Genomic DNA, 16,231 nt, shown 5'->3' with positions numbered 1-16,231 from the left:
TGCCATTATTAACGGCGAAGCGGTAAAGGGTGTTTCACAAAATGCCACTCAAGTTTCTTCTCTTAGGTTTATCGACCTTGTCCTCTATATCAAAGCATTATTCATCGGGTCTTATCGAATAAAGATCGTTGATATGTTTTCCTTCGCTAACATACCAATTCATCGCTTCCTGTCGATTGTGAACGAATATCGTGATTGTGGTTATTGAACCATCATCAAAATAACAAAGCTCATATTCTAAATCGCTTGGGTGCTCAGGAATAGCGGCCATAGCTTGCCTCCCAAATATCAATCATTTGAAAATACGCTAACCCGTTTTCTTTTATAGGGTTCGTATTACGTCAAATGAGTAATAAAATTCAAGTTATATCACTGCTGTTAATTGTTTTTAGTTTAATCATTTGCCTAAATAGACGGTTTATCAAGGTGAAGTCTCAATTTATCTGAAAGTTTTTACGATCAGCTGCTTTTATAGCTAATGTTATAAGATCAAGAGTGAATCTGATAAAGCTACTTACAGGTTCGCTGAACAGTAAAGGGTTGTGAGAGGGTGTATGAGAAAATGCCGTTGGTTAATGATATTGGTGTGCTTCCTATTTGCGGGATGTGGGACGAAATTCGCCTATAACAATATCAGTTGGTTTGCGGTCAGCTATATCGAAGACTTTGTTTCGTTATCCAATAGTCAAGAGTCCGAGCTAGAAGCTCGTCTAGACTCATTGCAAGCCTGGCATAAAGAAACTCAACTCCCATTGTACATTTCGCAATTAGAAGCGATACAAAGTATTACTCGTCCTGATATGAATTCTGCGTTTATCGTCGACCAAAGTGAGCAAATTAAAAATCATATTCGCGCGATCGTTAATAAGTTTGCACCCGACGTTTATGCGTTAAGTATGCAACTTAGCGCTAAGCAAGATAGCGAGTTCTTAAAAAACTTTAGAGAAAAGCAGCAAGATTATTACGAAGAAAGGTTGTCGTTGAATGACGAAGATTCCAGAGAGCGATATCGGAATCGGATAGAAGAGAGACTAGAGCGATGGCTAGGATCGGTATCGAAAGAACAAAAACAGATTATATATACTTGGTCTCAAGAGTGGGTAAATACCAACGATAACTGGCGCCAATATCAAAATAATACCTACCAAGATTTCACAACACTGATGGAAAAGAAGAGTGACCTACATATCGCTCAGTCAATTATTATGAACTTGCTTCTGAACAACGAAGCTTATTATCCAGACGAATTGGAATCTAAGCTTAATAAGAATATGCAGACATCAGCCAAATTCTTGGTGGATATCGCCGCAATCAGTAGTGATAAGCAATGGTCTTATTTCATGAATGAATTAGAGAGTCTTAAATCAACGCTGGTGACACTGCAGGAGTAGGGGACGGGTAAGCTTCGTTAGTAACTAAAAAGGCTGATCGTGTTAAACCCATCAGCCTTTCAATCATTATCGTATGGTAAGAGTTTAACCTCGATTACTCATCAACAGCTTTGGAATAGAGCCTTTCGCTGTCTTAGATATTTTTTGCATCAGTTGAAAGCTTGGCTGTTGAATTCCGTGGTCGCTTTGCAGTTCATCAATCATCAATAACCATAAGCGTGCTGTCATCTCTGAATCGGCTAACGCTCTGTGGAAAGTGCCGTCGTTGTCGATATTCTTGAAACGCACAAGGTCGCCTAGCTTATGAGTTGGTGCGTCTTGGATTAGACGACGAGCAATCAGCATTGAGCAGGCAAATTGTCCATTGTAATCGCGACCAATATTATCTAATTCCGCATCAAGAAAGCGCTTATCAAATGAGGCATTGTGAGCGACAAGTTGGCTGTCTTGAATGAAATCTGCAAACTCATCCATTACTTCACTGCAACTGGCCGCTGTGCTTAACATACGGTTACTGATTCCGGTATAACCTTCAATAAATCCACTGACACGAAACCCTGGGTTCATGAGCTGTTGGAAGGTGTCGACGACTTCGCCGTTAACGAGTTTCACCGCACCGATTTCAATCGCTCGGTCACCCATATTTGGTGATAAGCCTGTGGTTTCGAAATCGAGAACGATAACGGAGTCTGCGGAGTTTGGATCCATCGTGTTTCCTAATTGCTATTGGGTAGTATCGCTTTATATGAGGCGTTTGGTGCTGCTATCAGTGAAGCTATTGTGTGTTACTGCTGATAGTGAGCTCAGTGTAACCCGTCGTATCATCATGCTCTCTGTTGAAGGTCAAAGTATCGTAGCGGTGAACAATCAATTCAGCGGTGGTTGCGATAATCGTCCCCTCTAGCAGGTGCCCGCCAATCACATCACCATTCTCATCAGCAACGGATATATGAACGTGTTGGTGGTTAGGCGTTAACGTTGCCATCACAGATACGATTTCGAACGGAGCTTGAACTAGCTTGGTATTGTTGGCATTAGCTAAGCGAATATTGAGCTGAGAAACACATCCGACACAAGATGCGATAGAGCCTGCCGAGATATTATGCGCTGTCACTAGCCTCTGGATCTCAAGCTTTAGGTCTTGTCCTCGGGTTAATCTCGTTGCGATAGGAGTAATCATCTCAATACCTCTGTTTTATCTGTGTATCAAAGAACAAAACGAAGCCACATAGGGCTTCGTTTAGGTCATAGGTTAGCTAGCTCGTTATCGCAACCAGTTAAGCTTTGATAGTTTACTTGCCTTCTTTCTCTTGCTGTTCTCTTTTCTTCTTAGGAACGAAGTTCAGCACTGAAATAGGCACTTCTTTGCGTGGTTCGAAACCTTCCACTACACGACGCTCAATCAGGTGACCAAGGCGTTTTTCAATAATGCACAGGTTTTTGAAGTTGTCTTTTGATAGGAAAGAGATCGCTTCACCAGATGCATCAGCACGGCCAGTACGACCAATACGGTGAACATAGTCGTCTGCTGGGAAAGGCAGGTCGTAGTTGACTACGCGGCTCAGGTTATCGATATCGATACCACGAGCAGCAACGCCAGTCGCTACTAAATATTTTAGGCGACCTTTCTTGAAGTCAGCCAAGATCTTTTCACGTATCGCTTGGCTACGTCCACTGTGGAACGCTTCAGCCTGAATGCCACGCTTTTCAAGTTGAGCAACCAACTTAGCAGCGCCGTGCTTGGTCTCGATAAAGATAAGCGCTTGGTCCCAATTACCTTCGATAATCATGTGGCTCAATAGTGCTGACTTACGGTCTTTATCTACTGTTACCAACCATTGCTCAATGTTCGCTTTAGACGCGTCAGTTTTCGCAATAGAAATTTCTTCTGCTTCGCTGATAGCACTTTTCGCTAGCGCACGAACTGGCGTTGAAAGTGTTGCTGAGAACAGTAGGTTTTGGATGTCTTGTGGTAAACGCGCAATGATCTTGTTGATGTCTTCAATGAAACCCATGTCTAGCATGCGGTCTGCTTCATCAAGAACCAAGACTTCAACTTCATCAAAGTGAACGGCACGTTGTCCGTACATGTCGATCAAACGGCCAGGTGTTGCAACCAGAATATCAACACCTTCAATCAGACGATCTTTCTGGTGTTGGTAAGACACGCCACCGTACATCGCTAATGATGTTAGGTTTAGGAACTTCGCGTACTTAGTGATGTTCTGTTCAACCTGAACAGCTAGCTCACGAGTAGGTGTGAGAATCACGGCGCGAATACGTTTTTTACGCTGCGTTTCACCTTTGCTTAGCATTTCTAAGATAGGGAGAACAAAGCTCGCAGTTTTACCTGTACCTGTTTGTGCTGCCGCAATAAGGTTCTTACCAGAAAGTACAATTGGAATTGCTTTTTCTTGAATCGAAGTTGGCTTTTCGTAGCCTTGTTTTGCAACGGCTTTAACAATAGGTGAGCTTAATCCAAGCTTGGAAAATGGCATAAGTTTCTCGGTATGATTTGGCTAAATAGCGATGGAAAGGTTCAACAATCTTATACAAGGATAAGATTAATGGCGGCATTCTACCATGTTGCTTGTGTACCGCTAGTAACATAGACACTTTAGTTGGATAATACTGGCTCAATAAGACGACGATAAGACAGGGAAGTATGGAAATTACGCCGAATGAACGCGAAGCAGTATATAAAACGATTTTTTCTCGCCGAGATGTTCGTGGTCAGTTTCTTCCTGATGAGATCCCTGAAGACGTTTTGATGCGTGTGTTAACTGCCGCGCACCATGCGCCCAGTGTCGGCTTTATGCAGCCTTGGGACTTTGTCGTTGTTCGTGATATCGAAACCAAGCAACAAATTAAAGCGGGCTTCAATCAAGCGCATGCTGAATCGGCAGAAATGTTTACCGACGAAAAGCAGGCGATGTATAAGCGCTTAAAGTTGGAAGGTATCGTTGAATCACCTATCGGCATCTGCGTGACTTGCGACCGTAATCGAACCGGAAAGGTCGTGCTAGGTAGAACCATCAAACAAGAAATGGACTTATACAGCACAGTCTGTGCGGTTCAAAACTTGTGGCTCGCGGCCAGAGCAGAAAACCTAGGGTTGGGTTGGGTGAGCATTCTCCACGACTCAACACTGAGAGACGCATTAGATATCCCAGAAAACATCGATATCGTGGCGTATTTATGTATCGGCTACGTTGATCATTTTAAAGATAAACCCGAACTTGAAACCATGGGCTGGTTACCAAGAAGAGACGTTAATTCCGCGATTCACGAAGGGAAGTGGAACCCAAGTAACATTGAGTAACTCGAGGTTTTTATATCTTAGTAATTTATTGAATTAACTAACAAAGCTCGTGGTGGGATATTCAGTATAAGGTTGAATTTATAAATCCATACTGATATTAATGACACTTGATTAATCGCTTCAGTCTGGAATCTTATGAACGACGCTAATTTACGTAGACTTCAGCAGCTTATTGTAAAGTATGAATTAGGCGAAGAGTATCACCTCACGATAGATGATCTAGAGCATTCGCTGTCGACCTCTCGTAGAAACACTTCGATCATTCTTAAGTGCTTGTCTGAGTATCACTGGATTTGTTGGATTCCATCTAAAGGTCGAGGCAAGCTTAGCCAGTTCCGAATCCTAGTCAGTTTTTCCGAAGCGTTAGAACAAGTTTTGGTACAGCATTTAGAGAACGGTCGTTTTAACGCTATTCCCCGCTTTCTAGAAAACTATGGTGCACCTGCAATAAAAGCACTGACGTTAGCGACTGAAAAACATAGTCTGTTCAATGAGCAAAATGACCATTTACTGATTACCCAATATCCATGGGTCGACAACCTTGAGCCCGCCGAAACGTACAGAACGGCTGAACATCACATCCTAAGAAGTCTCTACAATACTCTGTTAATCCAAGATCATGAGGGTAAGCCTCAAGCTAGCCTCGCACATCATTGGAAGATCGAAGGGCGCTTTCTGCATTTTTGGTTAAGGCCAAATGTGTTATTTCATGATGGCGATGCTTTAAATGCCAAAGATGTTGCTCAATGTTTGTTGCGGCTAAAAAGCATTGATGGTCCGGTGCAGTCTTTATTTGAACAGGTTCGTGATGTACAAGTGGTGGATGATAAACAACTGATTATCGAACTAACGCACGCAAATCCTATGTTTCTCTATACGTTGTGCAGTGCACACGCGTCTATTTATCGTTGCAAGCGGACGTACTTCTCTAGTGGCCGAAGTGCTTATCTGGGGACTGGTCCTTTCTCGTTAGACGACTGGAGCGAAGAGCGGTTGGTTCTCAAACGTCACCGTGGCTACTTCGCTCAAAATGCCTTGTTAGAACAGATAACGCTGACCGACATTGAAGGCTTAAATGATCACACCCTGAGTTTCAATAAATCGGGCGTTGCCGAAGAAACCACGATTAATGCACTTTCCTACCTTGCGGTTAATCGTAGGGAGAAGTCAGGTATTACCCTTGAAGACTTAGACAGCTTGGTCTCGTATATCAAGTCCAGCAGTAAAGAGTTTGATGCTGATATGGTGACGGATGACTTGTCTTTCTCACCTAGCGAATTAACGTGTAGTCATCCCATCCCTGTTTTGACGGGGACGGTTGTATTAACGCGACCTAAAATGACGATTCCTTTACTTCAAGATACGGCGGACTGGCTTCATCAAACTATTGCAAAGACTGGCGTGACGATTGAAGTGATGGAACTTCCTAATATTAGTGATCCTAGCTCAATGAGTGAGTCGGCAGACTTGTTATTTATTGAAGAAATTATCGAACAGCCAAAAGAGTATGGTCTTTACGATTGGCTACTTGCTTCATCTGGTCTCAGGTTCATTTTCAACAATTCGGAGATGAAGACGCATTGCAAGAAAGTTCGTTCAGCAGTCAGTTGTGATAACTCTTTTGATGAGTTGAAGCAAATTGAACATTCGCTTTATCAACAGAAGTTACTTTGCCCGTTATTTCACGGCAAAGAGAAGGTGTTTAATAGTGTTGAGGTTCATGGCGTTGAGATAAACCAAACTGGCTATAGTGATTTTTATAAGCTTTGGATATCTTCAAGTGAGAAGTAATTCATCTATTTTTGAGTGCATTTCGTTTCCTAGTTAGCTTTTCGGTCAAAACGAAAACATGCATTAATTGCCTTTCACCCTTTCATGTTTCTTTTTAACACCGAACGTTACTATGACTCAACATGACTATCAAAGTCATTCCCAGTCATCCCCCCCAATGACACTCCTATTCATAAATTTATTTCATTAGGATCTCATCGAATGAAAATTAAGCTTATTTCTATTGTACTTATCGTTGGTGGCCTTACGGCTTGTGGCGGAGGGGGCGGTGGTAGCAGCAGTAACAATACTCCAACACCGCAAACGAAAACATTACAAGGTGTGGCTATCGATGGTTATATTTCAGGGGCGACCGCGTTTTTGGACATCAATTATAATGGTGTGTTAGATGAAGGTGAGCCAAGCAGTATCACGGACGATGAAGGCAGCTATGAGTTATCTTTAACGGGCTCTAACTCAGACTGTATGGACTACGCCCCAATCGTAGTGAACGTGCCTGTAGGCGCTATTGATGCGGATAGCCCCAACTCGCCCATTACTGAACCTTATCAGCTAATCTTTCCGCCTGTAATGACGGTGAGTTCCAACCAAGAAATTAAGTCTACGACACCACTGACCACCGTTTTATGGAATGAAATCCAAGCCGACTTGTATAAAGGTGGTTTAAATAGTTGCTCTGCTTTGAAGCAAGCGGTGAACACCCAAAATAGCATTATCCAAAATGTGAAAGAGCATGACTTCCGAATTGCGAACCGATACAACATTGCCGTAGAGGACTTGTATGGTGATTTCATCAAAGCTCAAAACACTGAGCTCTACGATTTAGCGCAGAAGATGATGCCTGCCATTAAAAAGTCGTATCAAGAGACCAAAGAGATTCAAAAAGAGAACCCAACAGCCCAGCAAGCTTATGTTGATTATTACTGGCAGCATTGGGATTACTCCAAGAAGAACGAAATTAATAAGTGGTACAAAGTTAAAACAGTGATGACCGCGGACAAGCTGATTGTGATCGAACATGAAGTTTCAGCCGACTTGCAGACAGAACTGGTTTTAAGTGAACATTTTGAGCGTAATGGTCAGAAGAAAAATGGCTTAGAGTATGACAAGGAAGCTTTGTTCTCATTGAGTAGCGATGGGGCGCAGTACTCGTGTTCAGTACAAGAGACCATCAAGCAGCAGGTTCTGCCTAACTCATTGACTACCTTTGGTGTGATGAACCGTGCTGGGTCTCAACAACCTGATTGGGAAAGTTGTTCTCGTCAAGACGTTGGTGCGGGCTTTATGCAAACCTTGACGGCAGACATTGTTGGTGATTACAAAGATCAGTTTACTCAGGTGCAAGCGAAATTTAATTTTGAGAACAACGCGCCACACCCAGAGTGGGTTGATCTAGGGGATACATTGAATAGTGTCTCTCGCGGCGACTTTGATGCACTAAGTTACCTATCGGTCGATTTTAATGACAACAGTTCATATGGCTCTGATAGTTGGAATAGACATAAATATGCGTACATTGAAAATACGCCGTTTGATTATACTCAAACGATAACGTCTAGATATTCTCAAGGTAACTGGACTAAAGGTTATTACTACCAGAATGGGACAAGTCGATTTGAATGTTCAGATGATGGGGTTAACTGGTCAAAAGAAAGCTGCGAGTAAGGCTACTCGAGTGAGTACTTAACACCGATAAATTGTTTCCAATAAAAAATCCAGTGTCTGCAGACACTGGATTTTTCTTTTTGATCAATCGCGGTATTAGTCGCTTTGTAATGAGACCTTAAGCGATCTCAATCTTCTCAGCTTGGTTTTGTTCTGCCATAGACAGCGCAAGTGCTTCCGCAACCTTAATACCGTCGATACCAGCAGACAGGATGCCGCCTGCGTAGCCTGCGCCTTCACCTGCAGGGAAGAAGCCCTTAAGGTTGATGCTTTGGTAGTCTTTGCCACGTTTGATACATACAGGAGAAGATGTACGAGTCTCAACACCTGTTAGTAGGCCGTCTGGTGTAGAGAAACCTTTGATCTTCTTCTCGAACGCTGGGATTGCTTCACGAATTGCTTCGATAGCAAAATCAGGCAGCGCTTTTGAAATGTCTGTTAGGTGGATACCCGGTGTGAAAGACGGTTGTACTTCACCGATTGCACTTGGATCGCGACCTTTAAGGAAGTCACCGATTTTCTGTGCTGGTGCATCGTAGTTTTCGCCACCAAGAACATAAGCACCGCTTTCTAGTTCACGTTGTAAACGGATACCCGCCAGTGCATCACCTGGGTAATCGCGTTCTGGGTCGATACCAACAACGATGGCGCTGTTTGCGTTGCGTTCTGCACGAGAGTATTGGCTCATGCCGTTTGTTACTACGCGGCCTTCTTCAGACGTTGCAGCAACCACAGTACCACCTGGGCACATACAGAAGCTGTATACAGTGCGGCCATTCTTACAGTGGTGAACCAGCTTGTAGTCCGCCGCACCTAGAATTGGGTTGCCAGCGTTCTTGCCGAAACGAGCTTCATCAATCATTGATTGCTTGTGTTCGATACGGAAACCAACAGAGAAAGGCTTTGCTTCCATGTAAACGCCACGGTCGTGTAGCATTTCGAACGTGTCACGAGCACTGTGGCCAACTGCTAGTACAACGTGGCGAGACTTAATCTCTTCACCGTTAGACAGCGTTAAGCCAGTGATTTGACCGTCTTCCATGTGAACGTCGTCTACGCGAGTGCTGAAGCGGATTTCGCCACCTAGTTCAATGATAGAAGCACGCATCTTTTCGATCATGGTAACCAGCTTGAAAGTACCGATGTGCGGCTTACTTACGTACAGAATTTCTTCTGGTGCGCCAGCTGCAACGAACTCTTCGATTACTTTACGGCCGTAGTGTTTTGGATCTTTCACTTGGCTGTATAGTTTACCGTCAGAGAAAGTACCTGCGCCGCCTTCACCAAATTGCACGTTTGATTCTGTATTCAGTGTGCGCTTACGCCAGAAACCAAAGGTATCTTTAGTACGTTCACGAACTTCTTTACCACGTTCAACGATGATTGGGTTGAAGCCCATTTGAGCAAGCACTAGACCAGCGAACAAACCACAAGGGCCAAAGCCGATAACAACAGGGCGCTCAGTTTGGTTTTCAACGGCTTTAGCAACGAATTTGTATTCCATGTCTGGAGTCACTTTTACGTGCGGGTCGCTGATGAATTGCTCTAATAGTTCAGCTTCGTTTTCAACGAGAACATCCAGCGTGTAGATAAGTAGGATCTTCGATTTCTTACGAGCATCGTAGCCACGTTTAAAGATATTAAAAGAAAGTACCTGATCAGAGTTAATACCAAGCTTCGCTTCAATCGCGTCTTGAATAGCAGACTCTTCGTGGTCTAGTGGAAGTTTAATTTCGGTTAAACGTATCATTTCGATGTCTCGTTTTTTATAGGTGTCTTAGCTAGACCACTTCTAGACTCAGGTTTGATGAAAACGCTGAGGTTGAAAGAAGCGATAAGCTCACAATGGCGCGCATTTTACGAGAAATTGATTTATCTGTCATACTAATTTGGAAACATGGAGCAAATAGACACGATATTAGAGCCGTATGATGTTGAATTTTGCTTTGGGATGAGTATTATCCCCATTCTTCAATTTTGACTAACTTATAGAGCAGAGCATCATGGCATTTGTCGTAGGCGATAACTGTATTCAATGTAAATACACAGACTGTGTGGCCGTGTGTCCCGCAGATGCGTTCCATGAAGGCCCGAATTTCATGGTAATTAACCCAATCGAATGCATCGATTGTGGTTTATGTGTACCTGAATGTGATGCTCAAGCGATCTTCCAAGAAGATGAATTACCAGAAGATCAAAAGATCTTTATCGAAGTGAATGCAGAGCTTGCTGAGATTTGGCCTGTGCAAACGGAAGTCAAAGCACCGATGGATGACGCTGAAAAGTGGAATGGTGTGTCTGATAAGTTGGCAATGCTAGAAAAGTAATTGTTGAAAAGAACTCAAATAAAAAGGCGTACTGATTTAATCAATACGCCTTTTTTAATATCTGATCACTGTCGATTGGCTCGTTAGCCTAGAGGTCTAGCTATGCTGACGACGCATGTTATCGAGGATGATACCTGTCGCCATCGCTACATTTAATGATTCAGCGCCACCGAATGCTGGAATCGTAATCTTGTCAGTCACGAACTTAGCGGCGTGTTCACGGATACCGTGAGACTCGCTACCCATCAGCAAAATACCGTTCGCAGTGAAGTTAGTCTTATGAACGCTTTCACCTTCTAAGAAAGCACCGTAAACCGGTAGGTTCGCTTGCTCTAAGTAAGCAGGTAAGTCCGTTTGGCTTACGTGTACTCGGCCAAAGCTACCCATAGTTGCACTGATCGTTTTAGGGTTGTATGGGTCTGCGCAATCGCTGCTCGCAACGATATGCTTGATGCCATACCAGTCTGCCACGCGAATAATCGTACCTAGGTTACCTGGATCAGAAACACCATCCAGCGCAATCATTAAGCCTGTCGCTTCTGGTAATTCAATCTTTGGAATCTCAACCACAGCAATCGCTGCATTGTTACTTACTAGAGTGCTTGCTTTGGTTAGGTCGTCTAGCGAGGCTTCAACACAATCAAACTCAATCAGTGATGCGTGATTCTCAGATAAGAAATCAGCAGTAGCGAAGACGTTCTTTACGACTAAGTCACTATTGAACAGTTCAAGAACGTTCTTTTCACCTTGAACTAGAAACAGGCCGTGGGCTTTACGTTGTTTCTTTTGGCCCAAAGCACGAAGGAGTTTTAATTGGTTTTTTGAAATCATGTTTTTATCCTAGATATAAGCCCGCGCATTATAGAGCAAAGGTTGGAGAACCAAAAGCGACCGACTTAAAAAAAGAAAAGCGCACTAAATAGCGCGCTCTTATGGGGGTTACTCAAACTGAACGTAGAAAGCTGAGTGAACTGACAGCTTAATACGGAGCAGGGTAGCGCTTAAACACCGTGTTGATATCGGTAAGGATCTCTTCTGACAGCGGTTTGCTGAATGCTGCTACGTTTTCTTTCAACTGTTCCATGGTGGTTGCGCCAATAATGGTCGAGGTAACACCGTCGACTTGATTACACCACGCTAATGCCAATTGGCTCGGCGTAAACCCGTGAGCATTTGCCACTTCAACATAACCTTTAACCGCTTCGTTTGCAGATTCAGTGTCACGGAAAATGCCTTTACGTTGCATGTACGTCCAGCGACTGCCTTCCGGTCTTGCACCATCAATGTATTTACCACTTAACATGCCTGCAGCCAAAGGTGACCATGGTAAGTAAGCGACATCTTCATGCACACAGTTCTCAATCAAATATGGCCAATCTTTCGCGTGCAGTAGGCTGAATTCATTCTGAATAGAGACCATGCGCGGCAAATCGTGCTTCTCACTCAACTTAAGGTACGTGTTAATGCCCCAAGTCGTGTCATCTGAAAGGCCGACATGACGAATCTTACCCGCCTTAATACAGCTCGCTAATGCTTGAAGGATCTCCAACATCTCTGCTTCATGCTGCTTTCGGTCGATATCGCTGAATCGAATGTGATTAGGGAAATGCTTACCAAAGTGAGGTGTAGTGCGATTTGGCCAATGAAGTTGGTAAAGATCAATATAGTCGGTTTGCAGGCGTTGTAATGACGCATCAACCGCGGCGATCACGGCTTCACCCGTTATCGGGCCACCATCTCGAACCCAAGGCAGTCCTGGACCCGCAATTTTACTCGCAATGATTAACTCTTGGCGGCGTTGCGGGTTACGAGACAGCCAGTTACCGATGATCGCTTCTGTTTTTCCGTAGGTATCTGGGGAAGGTGGAACCGCGTACATTTCTGCCGTATCAATAAAGTTAATGCCTTGGTTTAATGCGTATTCGATCTGTTGGTCGGCTTGCTGTTGCGTGTTTTGCAGCCCCCAAGTCATGCTACCAAGACAGATTCGGGAAACGGGAATTTGACTACTTCCTAGTTTTGAATATTCCATTGAGTTCGGGATTCCTGTGGTTAAGTTCTCTGGTACTCGCATAAAAGTATTTGAAAAGAGGGCGAGTGAGGAATGAAAACGAATATGAATTATTAGCACAAAATGGCACGACAAGGTATGGCTTGGGGAAGTTTAATGAGTCATTTCTCAGCGTGACTAACGAGATGGCGATGTACTCGAGTAACTATAGGTGCAGCTATAGATACAGGTATAGGCGAAGGTCGGAAAGTAAAAGGCTAGGATAGGCTGACGCCTGAATAGGGTTTATTGGAAATAGAGAAGAAAGGTCTATAGACAAAGAGCTCTACATCATAGAGAAGTAGAGCTCTTTATTAGGGGTTCTATAAATACGTTCTGAGTATTATCAAGTTACGAGGTCGCGTTGGTATCAAACCCACCTTGGGATTGCGCGAGCCTTAGAGCTTCCTGCCTTTGAACTTCTTTCTCAGTCAATACTGGTTGAAGTGCTTCCTCAGAGGCTTGAGGAGAAAAAATAAAATACTTATTAATCGTCATAACTGTGTCTCCGTGTAACGTATGACAGATTCTGCATCAGGGATAAATTGTGATCATCATCCACTTTGTACTTTTTTTAGGCTGAGAGCGGAGGGCGTAGAATGCGTACAAAGCAATCGCTTATCATCCGTATGCAATATTGGAACTGACGAAACCCTCTGATTTCAAGTATAGGAAGCTCGTCTAATTTCGCACAATAATGATTTAGAGCAATTACATAGATGGTCAGGGGCGTAAGATGAAAAACCTCGCTACTGACTCCGCGTAGGTAATTTCCTAACAATAAAATACTTACCTATATTAAGTATTAAGTCAGTAAATCAATTACTTAATCCATGGTGAGATGAATTATGGAAAAGCTTGTAGAACGTTTTCTGAATTACGTTACTTTTGATACCAAATCCGATCCTTCTAATCAGCAGTGCCCAAGTTCACCGGGTCAAATCACCTTTGCTGAAGCCTTAAAGTCAGAATTGATCGCATTAGAGTTAGTTGATGTGTCTTTAGATGAAAATGGATATTTGATGGCAAAACTGCCGTCGAACGTCGATTACCCAGTACCTGCGATTGGTTTTGTCGCGCACATGGATACCGCTCCTGACGCATCAGGCGCAAACGTGAAGCCGAAGGTGATTAAAGATTACCAAGGTGGAATGATTGAGCTAGGTACAAGTGGAGAATGCTTAAACCCAAGCCAATACCCAGATCTTGATACTCTGCATGGTCATGACCTTATTACGACCGATGGCACGACGTTACTGGGTGCCGATAACAAAGCGGGCATCGCTGAAATCATCAGCGCGATTGCTTACCTAAAGGCGAATCCAGAAATTAAACACGGTGACATCTGCATCGGTTTCACGCCAGATGAAGAGATCGGTCGCGGTGCGAACCTGTTTGATGTTGAGAAGTTTGGCGCTGAATGGGCATACACCATTGATGGTGGTCCAGTCGGTGAGTTGGAGTTTGAGAACTTCAATGCCACAAGTGCTGATGTTATCTGCCACGGAGTAAACGTTCACCCGGGTACCGCAAAGGGTAAGATGGTGAACTCGATGAACATTGCTGCGCAATTCCAATTGATGATGCCAGCACAAGAAACCCCAGAATGCACAGAAGGCTATGAAGGTTTCTACCATTTGAAGTCGGCTGAAATGGGTGTCGCTCGCTCTGAATTGGGTTATATCATCCGTGATTTCGAGCGTGAAGGCGTAGAAGCACGTAAGGTGTTTATGCAACAGAAAGTCGATGAACTGAACGAGCGCCTAGAGAAAGGGCATGTTGAGTTGGTACTGACTGATAGTTACTTCAACATGAAAGAGATGGTTGAACCTCATCAGCACATTATTGAGTTGGCGAAGCAAGCGATGATCGAGTGCGATGTAGAGCCGATGATCAAACCGATTCGAGGCGGTACAGACGGTGCTCGCCTATCGTTCATGGGGCTACCATGTCCGAATATCTTTACTGGCGGCTATAACTTCCACGGTATTCATGAGTTCATTACTATCCAAGGTATGGAACAGGCGGTGAAAGTGATTGTGGAACTGTCTCAACGTACTGCTCTGCATTACCAGAAATAGCGGCCTATAACGCGATATCTCTTTGTATTTTTGAGAGTATTCAATAATACTCTCTTTAAGCATAAGGGAGTACGCGATGAAAAAGTTAGTTTTACTTTGCACCCACCTAGCCGTGGGTGCTGTTGGTTTTGGGCTTGGTGTTTATGCACTGCCTATCTTGATTGAGCCTGACTCTCCATCTTCGAGTTCAGTTGAAGCCATCTCACAACAAGCTATTTATACGGGTGAATTCAGTAAAGATCGCCAAGACAGTGATTTCTTGCATTGGGGAGAGGGCATAGTCTCGGTTTCAGAAAATGCGATTGCGTTTGAAGGCGAACTGGCGCCGGGGCCGGACTACAAGGTTTACCTCTCTCCTAAGTTTATTGAAACCGAACAAGCTTTCAATGACAGCAAGAGCGAGTTATTGAGAGTTGGCGATGTAAAAACATTCGACCGATTTATGGTTGAGCTTCCAAAAGGTGTTGATCTTAATCGATTTAATACCGTTGTGATTTGGTGTGAAACTTTTGGCCAATTTATTACTTCTGCCCAGATAAAATGATAGCCTTAGCTAAGCTGATTTAGGCACGTAAAGAAAGCGCTCTACTTTTGAGCGCTTTTTTATAATGCCGTTACGGCTGCTTTGTTGTTAAAGCTAACTGTTGTAATGCTAAGGATTAAGTAATGGAAAAAGTGTGGCAAGTAATAGATTTCCTACTCGCTCATAAGTTTATTTTTAGTGCGCTGATTATCAGTCTTATTTTAATCATCCGCCGAATTACCTTGTCTCGTATCAGAGGCGATGTCGCTTTCCTTAGCGAAGACCAACGTAACTGGATGTCTCGTACCAAAAACGGCACCTTTGCGATTATTGTTATTACGCTGTTTATTCTCTGGAAATCTGAAATCAGTGAGTTTGCTCTGTCTGTGACTGCGATTGCCGTTGCAATAGTTGTGGCTTCGAAAGAGATCATCTTGTGTTTTACTGGCTCTATTCAACGTGCGAGTTCACGTTCGTTTCGAATTGGTGACTGGATTGAGGTGGGTAAAATCAGTGGCGAGGTGATTGAACACAACCTGATGGCGACTGTGATTCAAGAAATCGACTTGTATCATGGGCAATACCACTTCACTGGCAAGACCGCTACGCTGCCTAACAGCATGTTCTTTACTTACCCTGTAAAGAACCTCAACTTCATGAAGCGTTACGTTTACCACAGCTTTACCGTGACAGTGAAAGACTTCGTTAACCTGTACCCAATGGTGCCGGGTCTTATCGTCAAAATTGAAGAGCATTGTGAAGAGTTTATCGATGTTGCTCGTCGTTATAACGGTGTGATTGAAAAGCACGCTGGCGTCGACCTTCCGGGTTCTGAGCCACATATCCACATCACGAGCAGTTCAACGGGTGAGCAAGAAGTCCACTTTATGATTTTCTGCCCAACTGAAAAAGCGATTCACCTAGAGCAGGATATTCGCAAAGACTTCATGGAAGCGTACGCTGAAGAGTTTCCAGCTACCGCATAATTCTGGTTTCAATTATGAGTAAACTAGTCGAATAAAAAGAAAGCCGAGAGCGATATCATCGACTCTCGGCTTTTTTGTGTCTTTTTATCAATCAA

16 protein-coding genes are annotated in these 16,231 nt (G+C 43.6%); 8 read left to right on the top strand and 8 right to left on the bottom strand.

Annotated elements, in window-relative coordinates:
* Nucleotides 1-97: 97 nt before the first annotated feature.
* Nucleotides 98-271: an RNA helicase gene (locus L0992_18985; protein XGB70101.1), complete on the bottom strand. Its 174-nt coding sequence runs from the start codon at nt 269-271 to the stop codon at nt 98-100.
* 283 nt (nt 272-554) lie between these two features.
* Here L0992_18985 and L0992_18980 point away from each other — a divergent pair, with 283 nt between their 5' ends.
* Nucleotides 555-1,391 carry a DUF6279 family lipoprotein gene (locus tag L0992_18980; protein ID XGB70100.1) on the top strand — a complete coding sequence of 279 codons (837 nt, stop codon included), beginning with the start codon at nt 555-557 and terminating at the stop codon, nt 1,389-1,391.
* Between the two features lie 84 nt (nt 1,392-1,475).
* Here the strand turns inward: L0992_18980 and L0992_18975 are convergent, their stop codons facing one another.
* The 3 genes from L0992_18975 to L0992_18965 form a co-directional block, all read right to left on the bottom strand.
* Nucleotides 1,476-2,099: a 3'-5' exonuclease gene (locus L0992_18975; GenBank protein ID XGB70099.1), complete on the bottom strand. Its 624-nt coding sequence runs from the start codon at nt 2,097-2,099 to the stop codon at nt 1,476-1,478.
* A 67-nt stretch (nt 2,100-2,166) separates the two neighbouring features.
* Nucleotides 2,167-2,571 (bottom strand): DUF296 domain-containing protein, encoded by a 405-nt coding sequence (locus tag L0992_18970; protein XGB70098.1) that lies wholly within the window; start codon nt 2,569-2,571, stop codon nt 2,167-2,169.
* A gap of 112 nt (nt 2,572-2,683) precedes the next feature.
* Nucleotides 2,684-3,889 carry a DEAD/DEAH box helicase gene (locus tag L0992_18965; GenBank protein ID XGB70097.1) on the bottom strand — a complete coding sequence of 402 codons (1,206 nt, stop codon included), beginning with the start codon at nt 3,887-3,889 and terminating at the stop codon, nt 2,684-2,686.
* A 167-nt stretch (nt 3,890-4,056) separates the two neighbouring features.
* Here L0992_18965 and bluB point away from each other — a divergent pair, with 167 nt between their 5' ends.
* The 3 genes from bluB (at nt 4,057) to L0992_18950 (ending at nt 8,169) form a co-directional block, all read left to right on the top strand.
* Nucleotides 4,057-4,713: a 5,6-dimethylbenzimidazole synthase gene (gene bluB / locus L0992_18960; GenBank protein XGB70096.1), complete on the top strand. Its 657-nt coding sequence runs from the start codon at nt 4,057-4,059 to the stop codon at nt 4,711-4,713.
* A gap of 135 nt (nt 4,714-4,848) precedes the next feature.
* Complete coding sequence (locus L0992_18955; GenBank protein XGB70095.1) at nt 4,849-6,504, top strand: ABC transporter substrate-binding protein; 1,656 nt, start codon at nt 4,849-4,851, stop codon at nt 6,502-6,504.
* Between the two features lie 201 nt (nt 6,505-6,705).
* Nucleotides 6,706-8,169 (top strand): hypothetical protein, encoded by a 1,464-nt coding sequence (locus L0992_18950; protein ID XGB70094.1) that lies wholly within the window; start codon nt 6,706-6,708, stop codon nt 8,167-8,169.
* Nucleotides 8,170-8,287: 118 nt separating this feature from the next.
* Here the strand turns inward: L0992_18950 and L0992_18945 are convergent, their stop codons facing one another.
* Nucleotides 8,288-9,919 (bottom strand): NAD(P)/FAD-dependent oxidoreductase, encoded by a 1,632-nt coding sequence (locus tag L0992_18945; protein ID XGB70093.1) that lies wholly within the window; start codon nt 9,917-9,919, stop codon nt 8,288-8,290.
* A 253-nt stretch (nt 9,920-10,172) separates the two neighbouring features.
* On the opposite strand from L0992_18945, the gene L0992_18940 reads away from it, so the two are divergent.
* Nucleotides 10,173-10,496, top strand: a complete 324-nt coding sequence (locus tag L0992_18940; GenBank protein XGB70092.1) for a ferredoxin family protein — start codon at nt 10,173-10,175, stop codon at nt 10,494-10,496.
* A gap of 96 nt (nt 10,497-10,592) precedes the next feature.
* On the opposite strand, the gene L0992_18935 is transcribed toward L0992_18940, so the two are convergent.
* The 3 genes from L0992_18935 to L0992_18925 all read right to left on the bottom strand — a co-directional run bounded on the left by L0992_18935 (nt 10,593) and on the right by L0992_18925 (nt 13,044).
* Nucleotides 10,593-11,327, bottom strand: coding sequence for an RNA methyltransferase (locus L0992_18935; GenBank protein XGB70091.1), 735 nt, complete (start codon nt 11,325-11,327; stop codon nt 10,593-10,595).
* 148 nt (nt 11,328-11,475) lie between these two features.
* Nucleotides 11,476-12,468, bottom strand: a complete 993-nt coding sequence (locus tag L0992_18930) for an aldo/keto reductase (GenBank protein ID XGB70385.1) — start codon at nt 12,466-12,468, stop codon at nt 11,476-11,478.
* Between the two features lie 429 nt (nt 12,469-12,897).
* The gene (locus L0992_18925) at nt 12,898-13,044 is read right to left on the bottom strand and encodes a hypothetical protein (protein XGB70090.1); all 147 of its coding nucleotides are present in this window, start codon (nt 13,042-13,044) and stop codon (nt 12,898-12,900) included.
* A gap of 350 nt (nt 13,045-13,394) precedes the next feature.
* Between L0992_18925 and pepT the strand changes: the two genes are divergently transcribed.
* The 3 genes from pepT to L0992_18910 all read left to right on the top strand — a co-directional run bounded on the left by pepT (nt 13,395) and on the right by L0992_18910 (nt 16,136).
* Nucleotides 13,395-14,627 (top strand): peptidase T, encoded by a 1,233-nt coding sequence (gene pepT, locus L0992_18920; GenBank protein XGB70089.1) that lies wholly within the window; start codon nt 13,395-13,397, stop codon nt 14,625-14,627.
* A gap of 76 nt (nt 14,628-14,703) precedes the next feature.
* Nucleotides 14,704-15,171: a DM13 domain-containing protein gene (locus tag L0992_18915; GenBank protein XGB70088.1), complete on the top strand. Its 468-nt coding sequence runs from the start codon at nt 14,704-14,706 to the stop codon at nt 15,169-15,171.
* Nucleotides 15,172-15,293: 122 nt separating this feature from the next.
* A complete protein-coding gene (locus L0992_18910) occupies nt 15,294-16,136 on the top strand; it encodes a mechanosensitive ion channel family protein (protein ID XGB70087.1) in 843 nt (280 codons plus the stop codon).
* The last annotated feature ends 95 nt before the right edge of the window (nt 16,137-16,231 follow it).

Origin of the sequence: Vibrio pomeroyi (assembly GCA_041879425.1) — a bacterium.
Lineage (GTDB): Bacteria > Pseudomonadota > Gammaproteobacteria > Enterobacterales > Vibrionaceae > Vibrio > Vibrio pomeroyi_A.
This window is presented reverse-complemented; position numbering and strand designations above follow the sequence as displayed.

Bases quoted from the DNA above. Each gene is read 5' to 3' on its own strand.
- L0992_18985 (XGB70101.1), bottom strand. From the start codon at position 271: ATGGCCGCTATTCCTGAGCACCCAAGCGATTTAGAATATGAGCTTTGT.
- L0992_18980 (XGB70100.1), top strand. From the start codon at position 555: ATGAGAAAATGCCGTTGGTTAATGATATTGGTGTGCTTCCTATTTGCG.
- L0992_18975 (XGB70099.1), bottom strand. From the start codon at position 2,099: ATGGATCCAAACTCCGCAGACTCCGTTATCGTTCTCGATTTCGAAACC.
- L0992_18970 (XGB70098.1), bottom strand. From the start codon at position 2,571: ATGATTACTCCTATCGCAACGAGATTAACCCGAGGACAAGACCTAAAG.
- L0992_18965 (XGB70097.1), bottom strand. From the start codon at position 3,889: ATGCCATTTTCCAAGCTTGGATTAAGCTCACCTATTGTTAAAGCCGTT.
- bluB (XGB70096.1), top strand. From the start codon at position 4,057: ATGGAAATTACGCCGAATGAACGCGAAGCAGTATATAAAACGATTTTT.
- L0992_18955 (XGB70095.1), top strand. From the start codon at position 4,849: ATGAACGACGCTAATTTACGTAGACTTCAGCAGCTTATTGTAAAGTAT.
- L0992_18950 (XGB70094.1), top strand. From the start codon at position 6,706: ATGAAAATTAAGCTTATTTCTATTGTACTTATCGTTGGTGGCCTTACG.
- L0992_18945 (XGB70093.1), bottom strand. From the start codon at position 9,919: ATGATACGTTTAACCGAAATTAAACTTCCACTAGACCACGAAGAGTCT.
- L0992_18940 (XGB70092.1), top strand. From the start codon at position 10,173: ATGGCATTTGTCGTAGGCGATAACTGTATTCAATGTAAATACACAGAC.
- L0992_18935 (XGB70091.1), bottom strand. From the start codon at position 11,327: ATGATTTCAAAAAACCAATTAAAACTCCTTCGTGCTTTGGGCCAAAAG.
- L0992_18930 (XGB70385.1), bottom strand. From the start codon at position 12,468: ATGACTTGGGGGCTGCAAAACACGCAACAGCAAGCCGACCAACAGATC.
- L0992_18925 (XGB70090.1), bottom strand. From the start codon at position 13,044: ATGACGATTAATAAGTATTTTATTTTTTCTCCTCAAGCCTCTGAGGAA.
- pepT (XGB70089.1), top strand. From the start codon at position 13,395: ATGGAAAAGCTTGTAGAACGTTTTCTGAATTACGTTACTTTTGATACC.
- L0992_18915 (XGB70088.1), top strand. From the start codon at position 14,704: ATGAAAAAGTTAGTTTTACTTTGCACCCACCTAGCCGTGGGTGCTGTT.
- L0992_18910 (XGB70087.1), top strand. From the start codon at position 15,294: ATGGAAAAAGTGTGGCAAGTAATAGATTTCCTACTCGCTCATAAGTTT.